The sequence below is a fragment of the Tamlana crocina genome (genome assembly GCA_040429635.1).
Classification (GTDB): domain Bacteria; phylum Bacteroidota; class Bacteroidia; order Flavobacteriales; family Flavobacteriaceae; genus Flavisericum; species Flavisericum crocinum.
Genome location: CP158972.1, coordinates 1,243,808 through 1,263,815 on the forward strand (window position 1 = coordinate 1,243,808; position 20,008 = coordinate 1,263,815).

General features: G+C 40.0%; 18 protein-coding genes. 9 read left to right on the forward strand and 9 right to left on the reverse strand.

Annotated features, from left to right (window positions below):
• The first annotated feature begins 59 nt into the window (after positions 1 to 59).
• Positions 60 to 2,327 carry an aconitate hydratase gene (locus ABI125_05620; GenBank protein ID XCF07334.1) on the forward strand — a complete coding sequence of 756 codons (2,268 nt, stop codon included), beginning with the start codon at positions 60 to 62 and terminating at the stop codon, positions 2,325 to 2,327.
• Positions 2,328 to 2,454: 127 nt separating this feature from the next.
• Here the strand turns inward: ABI125_05620 and ABI125_05625 are convergent, their stop codons facing one another.
• The 3 genes from ABI125_05625 to ABI125_05635 form a co-directional block, all read right to left on the reverse strand.
• The gene (locus ABI125_05625; protein ID XCF07335.1) at positions 2,455 to 2,658 is read right to left on the reverse strand and encodes a hypothetical protein; all 204 of its coding nucleotides are present in this window, start codon (positions 2,656 to 2,658) and stop codon (positions 2,455 to 2,457) included.
• Positions 2,659 to 2,664: 6 nt separating this feature from the next.
• Positions 2,665 to 4,008, reverse strand: coding sequence for an adenylosuccinate lyase (gene purB / locus ABI125_05630; GenBank protein XCF07336.1), 1,344 nt, complete (start codon positions 4,006 to 4,008; stop codon positions 2,665 to 2,667).
• A 127-nt stretch (positions 4,009 to 4,135) separates the two neighbouring features.
• Positions 4,136 to 4,702: an adenylosuccinate lyase gene (locus tag ABI125_05635; protein XCF07337.1), complete on the reverse strand. Its 567-nt coding sequence runs from the start codon at positions 4,700 to 4,702 to the stop codon at positions 4,136 to 4,138.
• Between the two features lie 40 nt (positions 4,703 to 4,742).
• Between ABI125_05635 and ABI125_05640 the strand changes: the two genes are divergently transcribed.
• Positions 4,743 to 5,216, forward strand: a complete 474-nt coding sequence (locus ABI125_05640) for a heme-binding domain-containing protein (protein XCF07338.1) — start codon at positions 4,743 to 4,745, stop codon at positions 5,214 to 5,216.
• Between the two features lie 107 nt (positions 5,217 to 5,323).
• Positions 5,324 to 6,562 (forward strand): glycosyltransferase family 4 protein, encoded by a 1,239-nt coding sequence (locus ABI125_05645; protein XCF07339.1) that lies wholly within the window; start codon positions 5,324 to 5,326, stop codon positions 6,560 to 6,562.
• 5 nt (positions 6,563 to 6,567) lie between these two features.
• Here ABI125_05645 and ABI125_05650 read toward each other — a convergent pair whose 3' ends face one another.
• Positions 6,568 to 7,239 carry an NAD-dependent deacylase gene (locus tag ABI125_05650; GenBank protein ID XCF07340.1) on the reverse strand — a complete coding sequence of 224 codons (672 nt, stop codon included), beginning with the start codon at positions 7,237 to 7,239 and terminating at the stop codon, positions 6,568 to 6,570.
• Positions 7,240 to 7,386: 147 nt separating this feature from the next.
• Here ABI125_05650 and ABI125_05655 point away from each other — a divergent pair, with 147 nt between their 5' ends.
• Positions 7,387 to 8,040 carry an RNA methyltransferase gene (locus ABI125_05655; protein ID XCF07341.1) on the forward strand — a complete coding sequence of 218 codons (654 nt, stop codon included), beginning with the start codon at positions 7,387 to 7,389 and terminating at the stop codon, positions 8,038 to 8,040.
• A gap of 5 nt (positions 8,041 to 8,045) precedes the next feature.
• On the opposite strand, the gene ABI125_05660 is transcribed toward ABI125_05655, so the two are convergent.
• Entirely contained in the window at positions 8,046 to 8,786 is a 741-nt protein-coding gene (locus ABI125_05660; GenBank protein ID XCF07342.1) for a carboxypeptidase-like regulatory domain-containing protein, read from the reverse strand.
• Between the two features lie 170 nt (positions 8,787 to 8,956).
• On the opposite strand from ABI125_05660, the gene ABI125_05665 reads away from it, so the two are divergent.
• Positions 8,957 to 9,319: a VOC family protein gene (locus tag ABI125_05665; protein XCF07343.1), complete on the forward strand. Its 363-nt coding sequence runs from the start codon at positions 8,957 to 8,959 to the stop codon at positions 9,317 to 9,319.
• Positions 9,320 to 9,372: 53 nt separating this feature from the next.
• On the opposite strand, the gene ABI125_05670 is transcribed toward ABI125_05665, so the two are convergent.
• The 3 genes from ABI125_05670 to ABI125_05680 form a co-directional block, all read right to left on the reverse strand.
• Positions 9,373 to 10,146: a carboxypeptidase-like regulatory domain-containing protein gene (locus tag ABI125_05670; protein XCF07344.1), complete on the reverse strand. Its 774-nt coding sequence runs from the start codon at positions 10,144 to 10,146 to the stop codon at positions 9,373 to 9,375.
• A 101-nt stretch (positions 10,147 to 10,247) separates the two neighbouring features.
• Positions 10,248 to 12,017 carry a DEAD/DEAH box helicase gene (locus ABI125_05675; GenBank protein ID XCF07345.1) on the reverse strand — a complete coding sequence of 590 codons (1,770 nt, stop codon included), beginning with the start codon at positions 12,015 to 12,017 and terminating at the stop codon, positions 10,248 to 10,250.
• A gap of 158 nt (positions 12,018 to 12,175) precedes the next feature.
• Entirely contained in the window at positions 12,176 to 13,072 is an 897-nt protein-coding gene (locus tag ABI125_05680) for a LysR family transcriptional regulator (GenBank protein XCF07346.1), read from the reverse strand.
• 149 nt (positions 13,073 to 13,221) lie between these two features.
• Between ABI125_05680 and hutH the strand changes: the two genes are divergently transcribed.
• From hutH to ABI125_05700, 4 genes are all read left to right on the forward strand, one after another.
• The gene (hutH, locus tag ABI125_05685; GenBank protein ID XCF07879.1) at positions 13,222 to 14,649 is read left to right on the forward strand and encodes a histidine ammonia-lyase; all 1,428 of its coding nucleotides are present in this window, start codon (positions 13,222 to 13,224) and stop codon (positions 14,647 to 14,649) included.
• A gap of 8 nt (positions 14,650 to 14,657) precedes the next feature.
• Positions 14,658 to 16,736, forward strand: coding sequence for a urocanate hydratase (locus ABI125_05690; protein ID XCF07347.1), 2,079 nt, complete (start codon positions 14,658 to 14,660; stop codon positions 16,734 to 16,736).
• On the forward strand, positions 16,736 to 17,971 hold the full coding sequence (gene hutI, locus ABI125_05695) for an imidazolonepropionase (GenBank protein XCF07348.1): 1,236 nt from the start codon (positions 16,736 to 16,738) through the stop codon (positions 17,969 to 17,971). The genes ABI125_05690 and hutI overlap by 1 nt, the downstream gene beginning before the upstream one ends.
• Before the next feature lie 85 nt (positions 17,972 to 18,056).
• Positions 18,057 to 18,611, forward strand: a complete 555-nt coding sequence (locus tag ABI125_05700) for a hypothetical protein (protein ID XCF07349.1) — start codon at positions 18,057 to 18,059, stop codon at positions 18,609 to 18,611.
• A 48-nt stretch (positions 18,612 to 18,659) separates the two neighbouring features.
• Here ABI125_05700 and lysA read toward each other — a convergent pair whose 3' ends face one another.
• Positions 18,660 to 19,898: a diaminopimelate decarboxylase gene (lysA, locus tag ABI125_05705; protein XCF07350.1), complete on the reverse strand. Its 1,239-nt coding sequence runs from the start codon at positions 19,896 to 19,898 to the stop codon at positions 18,660 to 18,662.
• Between the last annotated feature and the right edge of the window lie 110 nt (positions 19,899 to 20,008).

Here is a 20,008-nt window from a genome sequence, read left to right on the forward strand (position 1 = left end):
TAGTATTTTAGTGAGGAATGAAAAGTTAAGTTTAATTTTAAAAAATAATAAAAGCACACATGGCATTTGATATTGAAATGATAAAAGGTGTTTACGCCAAAATGGGAGAACGTGTGGATAAAGCACGCGAAATTGTTGGAAAACCACTAACGTTGTCCGAAAAGATTTTGTATTCCCACCTATGGGACGGCGAACCTACTAAAGCTTATACAAGAGCCAAAGATTATGTTGATTTTGCACCAGACAGAATTGCGTGCCAAGATGCAACAGCTCAGATGGCTTTATTGCAGTTTATGCAAGCTGGTAAAGATAAAGTAGCCGTGCCTACAACAGTGCACTGCGACCACTTAATTCAGGCTAAAGACGGGGCTGAAACCGATTTGCGGCATGCCAACGATGTGAGTAGTGAGGTTTTCAACTTTTTGGAATCGGTATCCAATAAATATGGTATTGGTTTTTGGAAACCAGGAGCAGGTATTATCCATCAAGTGGTTTTAGAAAACTATGCTTTTCCTGGCGGCATGATGATTGGTACCGATTCGCATACCGTAAATGCAGGCGGATTAGGTATGGTAGCTGTTGGTGTTGGTGGAGCCGATGCCGTTGACGTAATGGCTGGAATGGCTTGGGAACTTAAATTCCCGAAATTGATTGGTGTGAAATTAACAGGGAAACTTTCGGGTTGGACCGCACCAAAAGATGTGATTTTAAAAGTAGCCGAAATTCTTACCGTAAAAGGGGGAACAGGTGCTATTGTTGAATATTTTGGCCCTGGAGCAACGTCAATGTCGTGTACAGGAAAAGGTACCATTTGTAATATGGGTGCCGAAATTGGCGCTACAACATCAACGTTTGGATATGATGAATCTATGGAACGTTATTTACGTTCTACAGACCGTGCCGATGTGGCCGATGCCGCAAATAAGGTTAAAGAACATTTAACAGCAGATCCAGAAGTATATGCCAATCCAGAGCAGTATTTCGATCAGGTTATTGAAATTAACCTTACGGAATTAGGCCCTTTATTAAACGGTCCATTTACTCCCGACTTATCCACACAGGTTGGTAAAGATATGACCAAAAAAGCTCAAGAAAATGATTGGCCAATAAAAGTAGAGTGGGGTTTGATAGGTTCGTGTACCAATTCGTCCTACGAAGATTTGTCAAGGGCGTCGTCAATTGCACAACAGGCATTGGATAAAAAACTAAAAACAAAGGCGGAATTCGGTATTAATCCAGGTTCAGAGCAAGTGCGTTACACTGCCGAGCGTGATGGTATTCTGGAGGTGTTCGAAAAATTGGATGCCAAAATATTTACCAATGCCTGTGGGCCATGTATTGGGCAGTGGGCTAGATATAAGGATCCGAAGAACGCACCAAAGAATAGTATCGTTCACTCGTTTAACAGGAACTTTGCTAAACGCGCCGATGGTAACCCTAATACCCACGCCTTCGTGGCTTCACCAGAATTGACGGCCGCTATAGCCATTGCTGGGCGTTTGGATTTTAATCCACTTACCGATAAATTAATAAATGAAGATGGCGAAGAAGTGATGTTGGATGAGCCAACAGGATGGGAATTACCTCCAAAAGGTTTTGAAGTTAAAGATAACGGTTATTTAGCACCCGAAGAAGATGGAAGTCATGTTCAAGTGGAAGTGAAACCAGATTCGGAACGCTTACAATTGCTAACACCATTTGAGCCTTTGGGAGATTCCATTACTGGAGCGAAATTGTTGATTAAAGCCTTCGGAAAATGTACAACAGACCATATTTCAATGGCTGGACCTTGGTTACGTTTTAGAGGACACTTGGATAATATTGCCAATAACACCTTAATTGGAGCCGTAAATGCCTTCAATCAAAAAACTAATTTTGTAAAAAATCAGTTAACGGGTGAGTACGGCGGTGTACCAGATGTGCAACGCGAATACAAAAAGGCCGGAATTAAATCGGTAGTTGTAGGTGACCATAACTATGGTGAAGGGTCGTCTCGTGAGCATGCCGCTATGCAGCCGAGACACTTGGGCGTTGCAGCCGTAATCGTGAAGTCGTTTGCCCGTATTCATGAAACCAATCTTAAAAAACAAGGTATGTTAGGATTGACTTTCGACAATGAGAATGATTACGACCTAATCCAGGAAGACGATACTTTCAACTTTTTGGATCTAGACCAGTTTGCACCAGATAAGCAGTTGACTGTGGAAGTAGTGCATAGCGATGGAGCTAAGGACACTATTAAGCTGAACCATACTTATAATGCTGCGCAAATAGCATGGTACAAAGAAGGTTCTGCTTTGAATTTGATTAAAAAGCAAAATGCATAATCCTAAAGAAATCTAATTTTTAAATCCAGCCGCAGGGCTGGATTTTTTTTTTTTTTTTTTTTTTTTTTTTCAAAAAAAAAAAGCTTCTCCAAAATAGAGAAGCTTTATAAAATATGCTTTTAAGCAATCATTCGCCTAATTCCTCTTGCTCCTGCGGTGTAATATCCTCTCCTTTTGCCTTGGTATAAAGTAGGTTAATAACAATGGCAAAAAATGAAATAGTCATTACGGTAAGAACGACAAAATTATCCAAAAGGTCTAATATGCCGAAAACAAAAATGCCTACGCCCATTATTCCTGTTAAAATAATTGATTGTTTGTCGCTTAACATAAAGTTTTAAATTCCAGTGTAGTTACTAGGAGTAATACGTTTTAATTCTTCTTTTATTGTGTTAGATACTTCTAAAGTATCAATAAAATTGGAAATTGATTCCTGATTGATTTTAGAATTGGTTCTGGTTAATCCTTTCAATGCTTCGTAAGGGTTCGGGTAGCCTTCTCTTCTCAAAATAGTTTGAATAGCCTCAGCCACAACAGCCCAATTATTTTCTAAATCTTCAGCAAATTTGGCTTCATTCAACAATAATTTGTTCAACCCTTTCAAGGTCGCTTTAAAACCAATAATGGTATGTCCAAATGGAACGCCCACGTTTCTTAAAACGGTACTGTCGGTTAAATCGCGCTGCAATCTAGAAATAGGTAATTTAGCAGAAAGGTGCTCAAAAACGGCGTTGGCAATACCTAAGTTTCCTTCAGAGTTTTCAAAATCAATAGGGTTTACTTTGTGTGGCATGGCCGAACTTCCTACTTCCCCTTTTTTTATTTTTTGTTTGAAATAATCCATCGACACGTAGGTCCAAATATCACGGTCTAAATCAATGATAATCGTGTTGATGCGTTTAAGTGTATCGAACAATGCAGCCATGTGGTCGTAGTGCTCAATCTGTGTGGTAGGGAACGAATGTTGCAATCCTAATTTCTCCTGAACGAATTTGGTTCCGAAGGCTTTCCAATCGATATTCGGATAAGCCACGTGATGGGCATTGTAATTTCCTGTGGCGCCACCAAATTTAGCCGCGCTTGGGATGTCGTTCAATAAATTGAACTGTTCGTTAAGTCGGGCAACAAAAACCTCAATTTCTTTACCCAAACGGGTTGGTGAAGCGGGTTGCCCATGGGTTCTAGCCAACATTGAAACGGCACTCCATTCGCCAGTAAGTTCTTTTAGCTTGTTTAGTACTGTTTGGTATTCCGGAATGTAAACATTGTTTATGGCTTCCTTGATACTTAACGGAATGGCTGTATTATTGATGTCCTGTGAGGTTAACCCAAAATGGATGAATTCCTTGAACTGGCTCAAGCCCAGCTTGTCAAATTTTTCTTTTATGAAATACTCAACGGCTTTAACATCGTGGTTGGTAACGCTTTCTATTTTTTTGATGGCCAATGCGTCTTCTTCAGAGAAATTTTGGTAAATGGCTCTTAAGCTGTCAAAAATAGAATGGTCAACCTGTTTTAGTTGTGGTAATGGCACTTCACAAAGTGCGATAAAATATTCTATTTCAACTAAAACACGGTATTTTATTAAAGCTTCTTCAGAAAAATAAGGAGCAAGTTCGCTCACTTTACTTCTGTATCGACCATCGATAGGAGAGATGGCGTTGAGTGGTGATAATGACATATTTGGTTTGAATTTTAAAGAATGCAAAGATAGGAAAGAAAGTGGGAAGAACGAAGCGAGAGGCGTTAAGTTTGATGCTGAATTTTGAATGAAAATACAGGTTTTGTCAATCGCAGGTCATTTGATTTTAACCCTTTTTCAACTTCTTCAAAATATGCCGTGCTCTGGCTTTAAAGCCTGAGCTTTGCATTTGAAAATCGCGCTCTAAAATTAAGGCGAGTTCGGGGTGTACCCAGTCGTAATCTTTACCCAGCAGGAATAAGGTGTTCATAGAGTAGGCCTTTGGTGCAATTTTTTCGTCGTTGATCATGTAATCAAAACAGGTTTCGATAATACGCTCTTTGTGTTTATCGGTTAGGGCGTGTTTTATCTCATTATCATCTTTTGAAGTATAAGCCACGGCCAACAATTCACAAATTTTGGCAACGGGGCGCACGGCCGGGTCTAAATGGACTTGCTTCATATTTGACGTAAAGGTGCCCAAATACGGAATAATCACCTCAATGTTTTGGTTACACATGTATTCGAAAACCCAAGCCGCACGCACGGAAATTTTATCATCTACCCTAAAAAGAATGTCCATAAGTTTTGGAAACAAATCTGTGTTGGCAAGAATTAAGTTGGCATAATGCAACCTTTTTTCACGCGAATGGTTTACATAATTTAATTCGTCGTAAAGTTGTGCGGTAGTCAAAACGATTTATTATTTTTATCCAGTTCTTAAAAATATTAAAATGAAAATTATAAAAAAAATAGTATTAGCGTTACTGATTTTATTTGTGGTGGCACAGTTTTTCGGACCAGAGAAAAACCAAGGCGATTTAAGTTCCATCGAGCCTTTTTTGGCCGAAACCAATCCGCCCGAAGATGTTAAATTAATTTTAAAGGAAACCTGTTATGATTGCCATAGCGATTATACCAGATACCCTTGGTACAACAATATCACCCCCCTAAATTATTGGTTAAACCACCATGTTGAAGATGGTAAAAAACATTTTAATGTTTCAAATTGGGAAGGAAATTCATTAAAACGAAAAGACCATAAATTTGAAGAACTGATTGAAATGGTTGAAGATAAAGAGATGCCGCTAAAATCATACACTTGGACGCATGGTGAAGCCAACTTAACCGATGCGCAAATCGAATCGGTGGTTAATTGGGCAAAAATGGTTCGCTTTAAATACAGCATGGTTGAAGAACCACAATAGTCAAGCCCCATCCTTTCCGATAACTATCGGGACTTTCCTAAAGGGAAGGAAAACATGAAGAAAAAATATAGTTTACAATTGCTGGTTGATAAAATATTCGTGAATTAGTGGCTAAAAAACTTCTTATTATCGGCTTTGTTTGGCCAGAACCCAAAAGTTCTGCAGCTGGAAGCCGGATGATGCAGCTTATTCATTTTTTTAAATCTGAAAATTATCAAATCACTTTTGCCTCTGCCTGTGCCAAAACCGAGTGGGCTTTTCCGTTGGAAACCATAGGCGTGGATGCTGTTGCAATAGAATTGAACCATTCCAGCTTTGATGATTTTGTAAAAACATTGAACCCCGATATGGTACTTTTTGACCGTTTCATGGTCGAGGAACAGTACGGTTGGCGCGTTACCGAACAATGCCCCAATGCCTTGAAAGTTTTAGATACCGAAGATCTGCACAGCTTACGAAAAGGACGACAACAGGCTTGCAAAGATGAGAAGCCTTTCAGTAAAACGTATCTGTTTAACGATACCGCAAAACGTGAAATAGCTAGTATTTACAGGTGCGATTTGAGTTTGATTATTTCAGAGGCTGAAATGGAAATTCTGAAAGCCGATTTTAAAGTTGATAGTGAATTGTTGGTGTATTTGCCTTTTATGTTGGAAGGCATTTCAGGAGAAAAAATTAAAACCTTGCCAAAATTTGAAGAACGCCAACATTTCATAACTATTGGTAATTTCCTGCACGAACCCAATTATAATGCGGTTTTATATTTAAAGCAGACGATTTGGCCAATGATTAGAAAGAAACTTGCAAAATCCGAATTGCATATTTACGGTGCTTATGCTTCACAAAAAATCAACCAATTGCATAATGAAAAAGAAGGTTTTTTGATAAAAGGTTTTGCTGAAGAAGTGAATAAAGTGATGCAAAACGCAAAAATATGTTTTGCTCCGCTAAGGTTTGGTGCCGGATTAAAAGGAAAATTGATTGATGCCATGCAAAATGGAACGCCTTGTATAATGAGTACGATAGCTTCTGAAGGTATGTTCGGGAATCTTCCGGAGAATGGTTTTGTTGAAGACGGCCCCACAACATTTGCCGAAAAGGCCATTCGGCTTTACCAAAATGAATCGCTTTGGAAGTCCAAACAGCAAAACGGATTTGAGGTTATTAACACCCGTTTTGATAAAACAGAGCATCAAAAGAAGCTTTTAGAAGTCATTTCTGAAACAATAAAAGTGCTACCCGAAAAACGCCAAAACAACTTCATTGGGCAAATGTTGCAACACCACTCGTTGCAAAGCACTAAGTTTATGGGGAAATGGATTGAAGAGAAAAACAAAAAATCATAATAAGTCTATAGTGATTCTATAGCCTTTTTTACTCCTGCTGTAGCCGTTTCGGCAATAACAGTTAAATTTTTGTTGCTAGCTATATTGGGTTTGGGGTCAATAAAATATGTTGGGGTGTTTTGAGGGACATAATGCATCAATCCTGCCGCGGGATATACTTGCATCGAGGTGCCAATAATCATTAAAATATCGGCGGTTTCACAAATCTGCATGGCCTTTTCTATCATGGGGACTTCTTCCCCAAACCAAACAATGTGCGGACGTAACTGATGGCCTTTTTCACATAGGTCGCCCAAAACGATATCCGTTTTCCATTCTAGAATGTTTTCGGTGTTAAACGTACTGCGTGCTTTTAAAAGTTCGCCGTGCAAGTGCGTCACGTTTGTGCTTCCGGCGCGTTCGTGCAAGTCGTCCACATTTTGGGTGATAATACTCACTTTAAAACGCTTTTCAAGTGCAGCCAAATCGAAATGGGCTTGGTTGGGGGCTACTTCAAAAAGCTGTCTTCGGCGTTGGTTGTAAAAATCTAAAACCAGCTCGGGGTTGGCGGCAAAACCTTCGGGCGTGGCCACTTCCATAACGTCATGGCCTTCCCATAACCCATCCGCATCTCTAAAGGTTTTTATACCGCTTTCGGCACTCATGCCGGCTCCGGTAAGTACAACTAGGTGTTTCATTATTTTGTTTTTGTCATTACCACCTTTCGGCTATCGCTCAAGATAAACTTTGGCGGGAAACTCATCAAATATAAAACTTTTCACCATTGCGAATCGCATTTTTATTAGAACTAGCAGGCAGTCACCGTTTTCTTTTATATTTGAGCCATGATAGACATAAACCTTATTGAGCATTTAGAATCCTATTTAACCGAAAACCGGCGCGAACGTTTCAAGAAAGTGCTGGCACAGCGCACAAAACATTTTACGGTCGCTACCGAAGATGTTTATCAACTGCACAACACCAGTGCTGTTATCCGTAGCTGCGACGTGTTTGGTATCCAGGAGGTGAATATTGTTGAAGAACAAAACACCAAACGGATTGACCGCGAAATAGCCATGGGAGCACAAAAATGGGTAGATTTAAATCGTTACCATTCAGTGAAAAGTTGCATTGCAGATTTAAAACAAAAAGGCTATCAAATAGTGGCTACCACACCTCATACCAATGATTGCGTGTTGCATGAATTCGATGTAACCCAAAAATCTTGTTTTTTCTTCGGAAGGGAAACCGAAGGACTTTCGCAGGAAGTATTGGATGCCGCCGATTGCTATTTAAAAATCCCCATGTCTGGATTTACCGAAAGTTTGAATATCTCGGTTTCGGCCGCTATTATTTTGCAACATGTTACCACGAAACTCAAACAAACCGATATCAATTGGCAGCTTTCGGAAACTGAATTGCTTGAAAAACGATTGGATTGGAGCAAAAAAACAATTAAAAGTTATGATGAGATTGTGGAGCGGTATCTTAAAAGCTAATCTTTTTATTTTTCGTATTCCGAAATAATCTTCGCAAATTCACTGCTGCATTTTATAAGCGTATCAAGTAAAATTACACTGTTCGTTTCCAAAAGAAGCGTGTTGTCAATCTGTTTGTTGTCGCAATAATAAAAAAATAAGAACCTGTATTGTTTGGGTACTTTTAAATCGTTTACCAAAAGGTTTTCGGTAAAGAAATCACTATTTGAAAATAACGAATCCAACGATTTGTAATTTATAGGTTTGCTTTTGGGAGCTTTATTCTTTTTGCCTTTAAACAGTAAATTTTTTATTAGACCAGCTATTTCAATGAAATCTAAGTTGCCACTTTGTGGGCTGTATAAATGCGGATTGTTTTTAATGTCGTTGGCAATTTGCAAACCAAGATCGGCCGAATATTGACCCGATTGGAATGCTTTTTCCTTGATTCTTTCCGAAAGAAGGACTTCGTCAAGGTTATTTACTATTTTTTTTAATTCAAAAACTACAATGTGGTTAAAATGGTTTTGGGTAACTACAACGAGCTTTTCTTCATGAAAAAGTGATGAAAATACTAACGAATCGTTTACGCTAGCTTTTATAGAAAAATCTCCTGACTCGTTGCTATTAGTAGTTTCATTTATATTTTTATTATAAATTTTTGCGCCCTTTACGGTGGTTTCGGCATCATATATTTTCCCCGTTACATTTTGCGAAATGGCTATAAGCGGTAAAATGAAAAGTAAAAAAAGTATTGATTTCGGCATTTAACGAGATTGAAAATTCTGAATTCCGACTTTAATTTATGGTTTTCTTGTACACCGTAATTTTGTTTTATAATAGTTTAACGTTTCATTTAAAAAAGTTTAAGAGCAGCTGGCGTTAATTTCGTATTTTAAAGGTGTTTTTAAAAAATATTTAAAAATGAAAAAAAAACATGGTAGGGTGGTTCGAAATTCCGGTTAGTGATATGGGGCGAGCCAAAGCATTTTACGAAGCGGTTTTTAAAGTGAAAATAGAAATTCACGATTTTGCTGGGATGCTTATGGGGTGGTTTCCGTTTAGTGAAGGCAAGGAAGGTGCCGCCGGAACTTTGATAAAACAGGAAACTTACATTCCAAGCCAAGAGGGAACTTTGGTGTATTTTATGAGTGACGATGTGCAAATTGAATTGGACCGTATTGAAGCTGCTGGCGGAAAAATTTATCAACCAAAAACAGAAATTTCACCCGAGTACGGTTTTATGGCCGTGTTTATAGATACCGAAGGGAATAGGGTGGCATTGCATTCTAAAAAATAAAAAAGCAATCCTCAATAGGATTCCTTTTCAATATTAAATACCGTTTAATTTATCTATAATCTACGGCTACGGCTCAATAACTTGTATTCTTCGTAGCAACCACTAATGGCATCAAGTATTTGCAAATCGTTGGCGGTTTGTATAAAGCCTTTCGAGTAGTTGCACTGGCTCACAATTTCATCCAAATCAACACGGTCAACATTCAGCAATACCATAAGCATTTCCCTGTCAAAACGCGACGCCAATAAATTCCGGATTTCGTCGTCTTCCTTCATTTTTTTCAGCTTACGCAGTTCGTTGGGTTTTTTTCCGAACATGCGGTGCAGAAAATCGGCCGGGTTGAAAATAGAACCGATCACTTTGGTCAACCCTGACTTTTTGCTGGCTTCGTAACCCGTACCTTCCAAACCGGAAATACTGTAACGGTAATTGTTGTTGATGTCTGGCACTTGTTTGATGTCCACTTCCAAATAGCCCGTAAGTTTCAATTGGTTAACAACCACTTCTTCCAAAGCCAAAGCGAGTTCGGTCAATTCAATTTTTGAGCTTCCAAACTTCAGCCAGTCGTTGGTAACACGCACTTTTATCGATTTAAAACCTAAAAAGGAAAAGTGTAGCGTATCGTTCGCTTTCGCGGAAATTTGAAACTCACCCTTGCTGTTGGTTGTGGTTCCGATAACTTGATTGAGGTTAACAATATGAACGTTTTCCAAAGGTTTGTCGTCCGAAGCATTGATAACAACACCCAATACTTTTTCTGCTTGCTCTTGGGCCATACCCACCGAGCAAACCATTAAAAATGCAAAAAGTATTAGGTAGTTCTTCATGATTTGATAAAATGCTAATTTAAGCATAAAAGTACTAAAGAAAATTTTAGCCGTACTTTTATGCTTTTATTTTGACTAAAAATTAACAAATGGGTTTAAAATTAACGTCTGGAACGTCTTGGCCTTGAGCTCGCGAATTCACTGTTGCCGGAGCGTCTTGGTTTGGCTTTGCCTTCTGAACGGCGCTTTCCATTTTTGCTACCGAATGATTTTTCTCCATTTCGGCGTTTGCCGCCCTTTTTGCCATCGCGTCTCCTGCCGCCACCGCCGCCACGGTTTTCTGAAACTTCAACGTTTACAAAACGGCCGTCGTGCTTAAAGTCGGTGAAATGCGCCAACACTTTTTCGCGCAATTCGTTTTCGGTGTTAAAAAATGAAAAGCTGTCTTTGGTTTCTACTTTAAAGACATCGTCGCGACCCAAATCCAATTGCTCCCTTAAGAAATCTTTTAAGCTCATCCAATCGTAGCCGTCTTTTCCGCCCACGTTAATGAAATAACGGGTAGAACCGTTTGAGCTTCCTTGGCGTTCACCATCGTTGGTACCGCCCGAAACATTTAAATCCTGGGCTTTGTTATAATAGTTGAAGAAGCGTGTAAATTCAACCGAAAACAGTTTTTTAATCAATTCATCTTTTGAAGTGTCTTCAAACAATTGGTTGATGCTCGACAAATACTTATCTATTTCGTGGTTGATTTCGGTGTTGTGGATTTTATTGGCAAGCGACATCAATTGCACTTCGCAAATTTCCATACCATTCGGGATGTCCTTTTTCTCGAACTGACGTTTAATGATGCGCTCGATACTCTTTATTTTGCGCACCTCACTTTTTGATACAATCACCATCGAAACACCTGTTTTTCCGGCACGACCGGTACGCCCAGAACGGTGGGTGTAGGTTTCAATCTCGTCTGGTAATTGGTAGTTTATTACGTGGGTAACGTCGTCCACATCAATACCACGGGCGGCTACATCGGTAGCTACCAACATTTGTATTTGGTTTTTACGGAAAGCGTTCATCACCAAATCGCGTTGGTTTTGGCTTAAATCACCGTGTAAAGCTCCTGCGTTGTAACCATCTTCAATCAGTTTTTCGGCTACCTTTTGGGTGTCGCGTTTTGTTCTACAGAACACTACCGAAAAAATATCGGGGTTTGCATCGGCCAATCGTTTTAGGGCTTGGTAGCGGTCGCGCGCATTAACCAAATAATATTCGTGCGATACGTTTGTGGTACTTTCGTTTTTTCTTCCAACGGTAATTTCGTTGGGGTTGTGCATAAAGTTTTTGGCAATGGCCGCCACTTCTTTTGGCATGGTAGCCGAAAACAACCAGGTGCTTTTTTCTGCTGGAGTGTGTGATAAAATATCGGTAATATCCTCCTTAAAGCCCATGTTCAGCATCTCATCGGCTTCATCTAAAACAGAATATTCGATTTTAGAAATATCGACCAATCGACGATTGATCATATCTTTCATTCGGCCTGGAGTTGCCACAATTATTTGTGCGCCACGTTTCACTTCCCTGGCTTGTTCGGTAATGCTGGCACCACCGTAAACGGCCACAACGTTCAATCCTTTACAGTATTTACCGTAAAGTTTCATTTCGTTGGCGATTTGTAAACATAGCTCGCGGGTTGGTGATAAAATCAGCCCTTGTGTAGTGCGGCTATTTATATCTATTTTTTGCAGCATCGGGAAACCAAATGCAGCGGTTTTTCCGGTGCCAGTTTGTGCCAAGGCTACTAAATCTTCTTCTGAATCCAATAAAAGCGGAATGGCTTTTTCTTGTACTTCGCTGGGGGTTTCAAAGCCTAAATCGGTTATGGCTTGCAATAGGTTGTCACTAAGACCTAAATCTTGAAATGTGCTCATTTTTAAGTAAGTATTCGATTATGTTATGTAGTGTTACATAAGAAGTGAATCGACATACTTAAACCTAAACTTCCAGTAACACATCCTCACCCTGAGGAATATAAACCCAATCTTTTGAGTTTCAGTCGGCAAAGATAGTCTTTTATTTGGCAATAGCACTATTTTATGATTTTCTTGTGAATCAAGGCAAGTACTTCGTTTAAAATGGGGTTTTGGTTGTCTTTGTTCCAAACGGCTGAAAGCACGGTACGTTGCCTGATTTTGTGGAGTTCAATAAACTTTATGTTTGGGTGGTTTTCTATTTGAAGCGATTTCGGTACGATGGACACCCCAAAATTATTTTCCACCAATTTATAGATGGAACCCGCATGAATAGTATTGTGGCTAATCAATGGCGTGAAACCACTATCGTCAAAAATTTCCATGACTTTTTCGTAGTAAGATGAGCTGTATTCGGCATCAAACAAGATGAAATGTTCGGTTTTGAATTGCGATAGATTTTTAAAATTGGAATGATCAATAGGATGCTTTTCGGGCAACACCAAACAAAAAGGCTCTTTTAAAACGGCTTTTGTTTTGAGGCCTCTCGGCACGCGTTCCAAACGCACAAAACCAATGTCGATATCCTGCGAAAGCAAGCCTTCGACCTGTTTGTTGTTTTCCATTTCCTTTAAGCTGAACAAAATATTGGGATGGTTTTGGGTGAATTTCAACAGTAAATCGGGAATGATTCTTTGCATGGCTGAACCTACGTAACCAAAATTCAACTTGCCGTCTTTTCCAGTGTCGAGCAGTTTGGCGTGGTTTAAAATGGTATTTAGGTTGTTTAGATTTTTGGTAAGCTCGGTTTTAAGGTAAGCTCCGGCAGGCGTCAATTTTACTTGTCTATTGTGTCTATTAAAAAGGGTAATGCCCAAGTGGCTTTCCATGTCTTTAATCTGTCGGCTTAGCCCTGGTTGTGAGATAAACAGTTTATCGGCCGCTTTTCTAAAATGCAATTCGTTGGCAACGGCCAAAAAATAGGTAATATGCCTTAATTCTAATTGATAATCCATAGTTATTAATTCTGAATAAAAATAGTATTATTGGTTATCAAATTTATTGATAATTTTGTAATATGAGCGAAAGAATTAAAAATCAGGCGTTTGTTTACGGCGTTGACCAGTTGACGGTTGGTAAAGTTATGGCTATAGCCAATGGAAAAATGCAGGCCAAGCTAAGCGATTATGCCATTTCAAAAATAAACGATAGCCGCGCGAAGGTTGAAAAAATGACCAATTCGCCCAAGGCGATTTATGGCATAAATACTGGCTTTGGGCCGTTATGCGATGTTAAGATTTCACCCAAGGAAACGGGGCTGTTGCAAAAGAATTTATTGCTCACACATGCCGTTGGCGTAGGGAAACCCATTTCAAAGGAACTGAGCAAAATCATGATGATTTGCAAAGTACATGCCTTGTGTCGTGGGTTTTCAGGCATTCGTTTGGAGGTGGTCGAGCGCATTATTTATTTTGTAGAAAACGATTTGTTGCCCGTGGTGCCCGAGCAAGGTTCGGTTGGTGCTTCGGGCGATTTAGCGCCATTAGCACATTTATTTTTGCCTTTAATTGGCGAAGGCGAATTTTGGGTAGGTAGTGAAATAGTGCCTGCTCGTCGGGTTTTAAAAACCTTTGATTTAGAGCCACTTCAATTGGCCGCCAAAGAGGGATTGGCCCTTATAAATGGCACCCAGTTTATTTTGACGCATGCCATAACCGGATTGTGCAAAATGAAATATTTGCTCGATTTGGCCGATGTTGCTGGGGCCATGAGTTTGGAAGGCTACCAAGGTAGTGAGTCGCCGTTTAAGGAATTGTTGCATAGTCTCCGTCCGTTTAAGGGTAGCTTAGAGGTCGCCGAGCGTATGCGCATGTTGTTCAAGGACTCCAAAAATATAAAGTCGCACGAAAATTGTGAACGGGTGCAAGACCCTTATTCCATGCGTTGCATACCGCAAGTACATGGGGCATCCAGAAATGCTTATTATCATTTAAAGGAGTTGACAACCGTTGAAATGAATTCGGTAACCGATAACCCCATTGTGTTGAGCGACACCGAAGCTATTTCGGGCGGCAATTTCCACGGGCAACCGTTGGCCATGGCGCTCGATTATACAACTCTGGCAGCTTCCGAATTGGGAAATATTTCAGACAGACGTTGCTATTTGCTCCTCGAGGGCAAATACGGATTGCCACGATTACTCACTTCCAGTGGCGGGTTGAATTCAGGATTTATGATTCCGCAGTACACGACTGCAGCTTTGGTTTCAGAAAATAAGTCTTTGTGTTTTCCCGCTTCCGCTGATAGCATTCCAACGTCATTAGGGCAGGAAGACCACGTGTCTATGGGGAGTATTTCCTGTAGAAAATTCAATCAAGTTTTAGGAAATATTGAAAAAATATTGGCGATAGAATTGATGTACGCCGCTCAGTCCATGGAATTTAGGCGTCCCAATACGTTTTCGTTGATTTTGGAACAGAATTTTAAAATTGTAAGAAGCAAAGTGGCCAAATTGGAGGACGATAGAATTTTAAAAGACGATATAAACGCACTGGTTGGGTTGGTTGAAAACCGAAAATTTGTAGTAAAATAAATGAGCGAATGACATTCAAAGAACAGATTTTACAGGGGATTCCGAATGAGTTGCCGCCAAAATACAATTACTCAATAGAAGTAAACAGAGCGCCAAAACGCAAAGATGTACTTTCTAAAGCCGAGAAACAATTGGCGGTAAAAAATGCACTGAGGTATTTCCCTAAAAAGTGGTATGGTGAATTGGTAGTAGAATTTGCCCAGGAATTGAAGGATTTCGGACGGATTTACATGTACCGTTTCAAGCCAAAATATGAGATGTTTGCCCGCTCCATATTAGAATATCCAGTTAAATCGTCACAAGCAGCTGCCATTATGCTGATGATTCAAAATAACTTGAATCCGGCTGTGGCACAACATCCCGAAGAGTTGATTACTTATGGGGGTAACGGTGCAGTATTTCAAAACTGGGCGCAATATCTGCTCACCATGCAATACCTGGCAAATATGACCGACGAACAAACCCTGCACATGTATTCGGGGCATCCCATGGGGCTGTTTCCCTCGTCAAAGGAGGCGCCACGGGTAGTGGTCACTAATGGTATGATGATTCCTAACTATTCCAAACCCGATGATTGGGAAAAATTCAATGCGCTCGGGGTTACCCAATATGGACAAATGACGGCCGGTTCGTTTATGTACATTGGCCCGCAAGGTATTGTTCACGGCACCACGATAACGGTGATGAATGCGTTGAGGAAAATAGAGAGCTCTCTCCAAAATTCAAAAAATAAAAAGAACGCTGTTTCCCCTCCTTCGGAGGGGACTAAGGGGAGGCTTTTTGTAACTTCAGGTTTGGGCGGCATGAGCGGTGCCCAACCAAAAGCCGGAAATATTGCGGGCTGTATTACCGTTTGTGCAGAGGTAAACCCCAATGCGGCCACCAAACGGCATGAACAAGGTTGGGTGGATGTGCTGATTGATAATTTGGAAGATTTGGTGGTCCGTGTTAAAAAAGCCCAAACGAAAAAAGAGGTTGTTTCCATAGCTTATATCGGGAATGTGGTTGAGGTTTGGGAAGGTTTTTATGAAAAAAATATTTTTATTGATGTAGGCTCCGATCAAACTTCGTTGCATATTCCATGGACTGGGGGCTATTATCCTGTTGGTGTTTCCTATGAAGAATCAAACCGAATGATTCGTGAAGCTCCGGAACAATTCAAAGAAAAAGTTCAAGAATCGTTGTGCCGACATGCGGAAGCCATAAACAAACACGCTGAACGTGGCACATATTTTTTCGATTACGGAAATGCATTTTTACTGGAAGCCTCCCGTGCCGATGCCAAAGTGTTTCTCAATAATAAAAATGAGAAAGTAAGCTCCTCTTCCCTTGGAGAAGAGGCTGGGAGATGGGCTTATCCTTCTTATGTACAAGATATTTTAGGTCCCATGTGTTTCGACTATGGTTTTGGGCCGTTTCGGTGGGTATGCACTTCGGGAAAACCTGAAGATTTGGAGAAAACGGATAAAATAGCCGCTGAAGTTTTGCAGGATATTATGAAAGGTTCGCCAGAAGAGATTCAGCTTCAAATGCAAGACAATATCACTTGGATAAAAAACGCCAAGGAAAATAATTTGGTGGTCGGTTCGCAGGCTCGCATTTTATACGCCGATGCGGAGGGGCGCGCCAAAATAGCTAAAGCGTTTAATGATGCGGTTTCAAAAGGCGACATCGGCCCCGTAGTTTTGGGTCGAGATCACCACGATGTGGGCGGTACCGATTCGCCGTATCGGGAAACCTCGAACATTTATGATGGTAGTAAATTTACCGCCGATATGGCCATGCACAATGTTATCGGTGATAGCTTTCGGGGCGCCACTTGGGTGTCCATACACAACGGTGGCGGTGTTGGCTGGGGCGAAGTGATTAATGGTGGATTCGGAATGTTATTGGATGGAACTAAAGAAGCCGAAGAGCGATTGAAAAGTATGCTCTTTTTTGATGTGAATAACGGCATAGCCCGAAGAAGTTGGGCACGGAATGACGAAGCTCTTTTCGCCATAAAACGTGAAATGCAACGTACACCAAATTTAAAAGTCACCCTGCCTAATTTGGTTGAGGATGAATTACTGGAAAACTTATTTTAATGCGTACATTATTTAAAAATATAAAAGAACTATTGCAAGTTCGGGACGAGCCTATCGATTTTGTTGCCGGAAAAGCCATGGCGCACTTGCCCACTATTAAAAATGCCTATTTACTGGTTGAAAACGGGTTGATTACTGATTTTGGAAGGATGGAAAATTACCTCAAAATAAAAGCCGATGAGGTGATTGATGCCACAGGAAAAATGGTGTTGCCCACTTGGTGCGACTCGCACACCCATTTGGTGTATGCCGGAAATCGGGAAAACGAATTTGTCGAGAAAATAAAAGGGCTGTCATATCAGGAAATTGCTGAAAAAGGTGGCGGTATTTTAAATTCAGCAAAAACGCTTCAAGAGACTCCGGAAGATGATTTGTACAATCAATCGAAAACACGTTTGGAAGAAGTCATGGCCTTGGGTACGGGCGCCATCGAAATAAAATCGGGTTACGGTTTAACGGTGGAAGCTGAGTTGAAAATGCTTCGCGTTATCAAACGATTAAAGGAAAATAATAATCTCCCCATAAAAGCCTCATTTTTGGGAGCGCATGCCTTTCCGTCGGAATATAAAGACAACAGAGAAGGCTATTTAAAGCTCATTATTGAAGAGATGATTCCAAAAATTTCTAAAGAACATTTAGCCGATTTTGTAGATGTATTTTGTGAGGAAGGCTATTTTTCGGTGGACGATACCCAACGTATTTTAAAAGCAACCAAACCATTTGGGCTGAGGCCAAAAATCCACGTGAACCAATTTACCTCGTTGGGCGGGGTAAAAGCAGGGGTGGAGCACAATGCGCTTTCCGTAGACCACTTGGAAGAAACGACAAATGAAGACATCGAAGCTTTAAAAAACACCAAAACCATGCCCGTAGCTTTACCGGGTTGCTCGTTCTTTTTGGGCATTCCGTACGCGCCAGGACGAAAAATGATTGATGCCGGATTGCCCTTGGCACTGGCCACTGATTATAATCCCGGGTCATCCCCATCGGGGAATATGAATTTTGTGGTTTCGGCGGCCTGTATCAAAATGAAACTTACCCCCGAAGAAGCCATCAACGCCGCTACGATTAACGGCGCTTATGCCATGGATTTACAAAACGAAGTGGGAAGTATCACCATCGGCAAAAGAGCCAATTTAATTTTAACCAAACCCATAAATTCCTATCATTTTATACCGTATTCGTTTGGTGAGCATCAAGTGGAACGCGTCTTTATCGACGGAAAGCCAATTTAGCGGTCGAGTAATTAACATAACTTTATAATTGGAACGGTTTTTAGGTTTTTCATAAAAGTTATCTTTGGCTTTTAAATCAGATAATATGAAAAACTTCGCTTCCATTCTATTTTTTATAATTTCTACAATGGGCATGGCACAAAATGAAAACTCATTGCCTTATTATGAAATACCGAACACTCCTGAAAGTTATTCGGCCGGTACGGTAGCGGCCAGAATGGTTGATGGTTTGGGCTTTCGGTATTATTGGGCAACAGAAGGTTTGAGGGAAACCGACTTAAACTACAAGCCGAGCGAATCGGGACGAACCTGTGGGGAAACGATTGACCATATTTTGGGGCTATCAACTTTTGTTTTGAATAGTTTATCAGAAGAAAAAAGAAAAACAGTAAGTGACAATTTATCATTTGAGGAAAAGCGAGAATTAACCTTACAGAACCTAAAAGTGGCATCCGATATTTTAAAAACTACAGACGACCTTTCAAAATTTGATAACGACAGTTTTCCGTTTTGGAACCTCATTAATGGTCCCATTGAAGATGCTGTTTGGCATTGCGGGCAAGTGGTGATGTTGAGACGGGCTTCAGGAAATCCGTTCACTTCAAAAGTGAGTTTGTTTTCAGGGAAATTGAAAGAGTAAACTAAGAAATAAAAAAAAGAGCTTCAATATTTTGAAGCTCTTTTGGGTTTATTTAGTCGAAACGGCTTTTTCTTTTTTATTTGAAAAATCTACTTCAATTTGATTTTTCATAATGTCTTCAAACGTTTCGCGCTTTCTGATTAAATGAGCTTTGTCCTTATACCAGAGTACTTCGGCAGGGCGGAACCGCGAGTTATAATTGCTGGCCATAGAAAAGCAATAAGCGCCCGCATTTTTAAAGCAAAGTACGTCGCCTTCAGTAATTTCTTTGATTCTTCGGTTGCTGCCAAAAGTATCGGTTTCACAAATATAGCCTACTACGGTATAAAAACGTTCACGGCCATTAGGGTTGGAAATATTGCTGATGTCATGGTGCGACCCGTAAAACATAGGACGGATTAAATGGTTAAAGCCAGAGTCTACCTGCGCAAATACTGTTGAGGTAGTTTGCTTAACGGCATTGACTTGCGTTAAAAAATAACCCGATTCGCTTACCAAGAATTTTCCGGGCTCGAATGCTAAGGTTAAATCTTTTCCGTAGTTTTTACAGAATTCATTGAATCGTTCACTCAATTTTTGACCCAATTCTTCAATGTTCGTTTCAATATCGCCTTCTTTATAAGGTACTTTAAACCCAGAACCGAAATCGATAAAATCGAGGTTTTTGAATTGCTTTGCGGTTTCAAACAATATTTCACTGGCGTACAGGAATACTTCAATATCTAAAATATCACTACCCGTATGCATGTGTATACCATTAATGGTCATTTTGGTATTTTCAACAATACGTAAAATATGTGGGATTTGGTGAATGGAAATTCCGAATTTAGAATCGATATGCCCCACAGAAATATTGGCATTTCCGCCGGCCATAACGTGTGGATTGATACGGATACAGACCGGAGTTTTAGGGTGCTTGGTGCCAAATTGTTCTAAAATAGAAAGGTTGTCGATATTGATTTTTACACCCAATTTGGCGGCTTCTTCTATCTCATTTAAAGAGACTCCATTTGGAGTAAAAATAATTTGATCAGGCGAAAACCCAGCAGCTAAGCCCAATTTTACCTCTTGGATGGAAACGGTATCAATACCAGAACCTAAAGATTTTAAAAGTTTTAAAACAGAAATATTGGACAATGCCTTAACCGCATAGTTTATTTTTAGGTGCTTTATGTTTTTAAAAGCGCCAGTAAGTCTTTTGTATTGCGCTTCAATTTTGTTGGCGTCGTAAACGTAAACGGGACTGCCAAACTCCTGTGCAATTTTCAGCAATTGATTTTCTGTCATGATTTTCAAATTTTCGCCAAAGATATTTCATTAAACCTTATAAAAAAGAATTCATCTAAAAAATTTATATAATTAAACAAAAAGTTAATTATTTAACAACGAAAATGTGA

Excerpts from the sequence above, each read along its gene's own strand:
- ABI125_05620 (XCF07334.1), top strand. The coding sequence starts at position 60 with ATGGCATTTGATATTGAAATGATAAAAGGTGTTTACGCCAAAATGGGA.
- ABI125_05625 (XCF07335.1), bottom strand. The coding sequence starts at position 2,658 with ATGTTAAGCGACAAACAATCAATTATTTTAACAGGAATAATGGGCGTA.
- purB (XCF07336.1), bottom strand. The coding sequence starts at position 4,008 with ATGTCATTATCACCACTCAACGCCATCTCTCCTATCGATGGTCGATAC.
- ABI125_05640 (XCF07338.1), top strand. The coding sequence starts at position 4,743 with ATGAAAATTATAAAAAAAATAGTATTAGCGTTACTGATTTTATTTGTG.
- ABI125_05650 (XCF07340.1), bottom strand. The coding sequence starts at position 7,239 with ATGAAACACCTAGTTGTACTTACCGGAGCCGGCATGAGTGCCGAAAGC.
- ABI125_05655 (XCF07341.1), top strand. The coding sequence starts at position 7,387 with ATGATAGACATAAACCTTATTGAGCATTTAGAATCCTATTTAACCGAA.
- ABI125_05660 (XCF07342.1), bottom strand. The coding sequence starts at position 8,786 with ATGCCGAAATCAATACTTTTTTTACTTTTCATTTTACCGCTTATAGCC.
- ABI125_05665 (XCF07343.1), top strand. The coding sequence starts at position 8,957 with ATGGTAGGGTGGTTCGAAATTCCGGTTAGTGATATGGGGCGAGCCAAA.
- ABI125_05670 (XCF07344.1), bottom strand. The coding sequence starts at position 10,146 with ATGAAGAACTACCTAATACTTTTTGCATTTTTAATGGTTTGCTCGGTG.
- ABI125_05675 (XCF07345.1), bottom strand. The coding sequence starts at position 12,017 with ATGAGCACATTTCAAGATTTAGGTCTTAGTGACAACCTATTGCAAGCC.
- ABI125_05680 (XCF07346.1), bottom strand. The coding sequence starts at position 13,072 with ATGGATTATCAATTAGAATTAAGGCATATTACCTATTTTTTGGCCGTT.
- hutH (XCF07879.1), top strand. The coding sequence starts at position 13,222 with ATGCAGGCCAAGCTAAGCGATTATGCCATTTCAAAAATAAACGATAGC.
- ABI125_05690 (XCF07347.1), top strand. The coding sequence starts at position 14,658 with ATGACATTCAAAGAACAGATTTTACAGGGGATTCCGAATGAGTTGCCG.
- hutI (XCF07348.1), top strand. The coding sequence starts at position 16,736 with ATGCGTACATTATTTAAAAATATAAAAGAACTATTGCAAGTTCGGGAC.
- ABI125_05700 (XCF07349.1), top strand. The coding sequence starts at position 18,057 with ATGAAAAACTTCGCTTCCATTCTATTTTTTATAATTTCTACAATGGGC.
- lysA (XCF07350.1), bottom strand. The coding sequence starts at position 19,898 with ATGACAGAAAATCAATTGCTGAAAATTGCACAGGAGTTTGGCAGTCCC.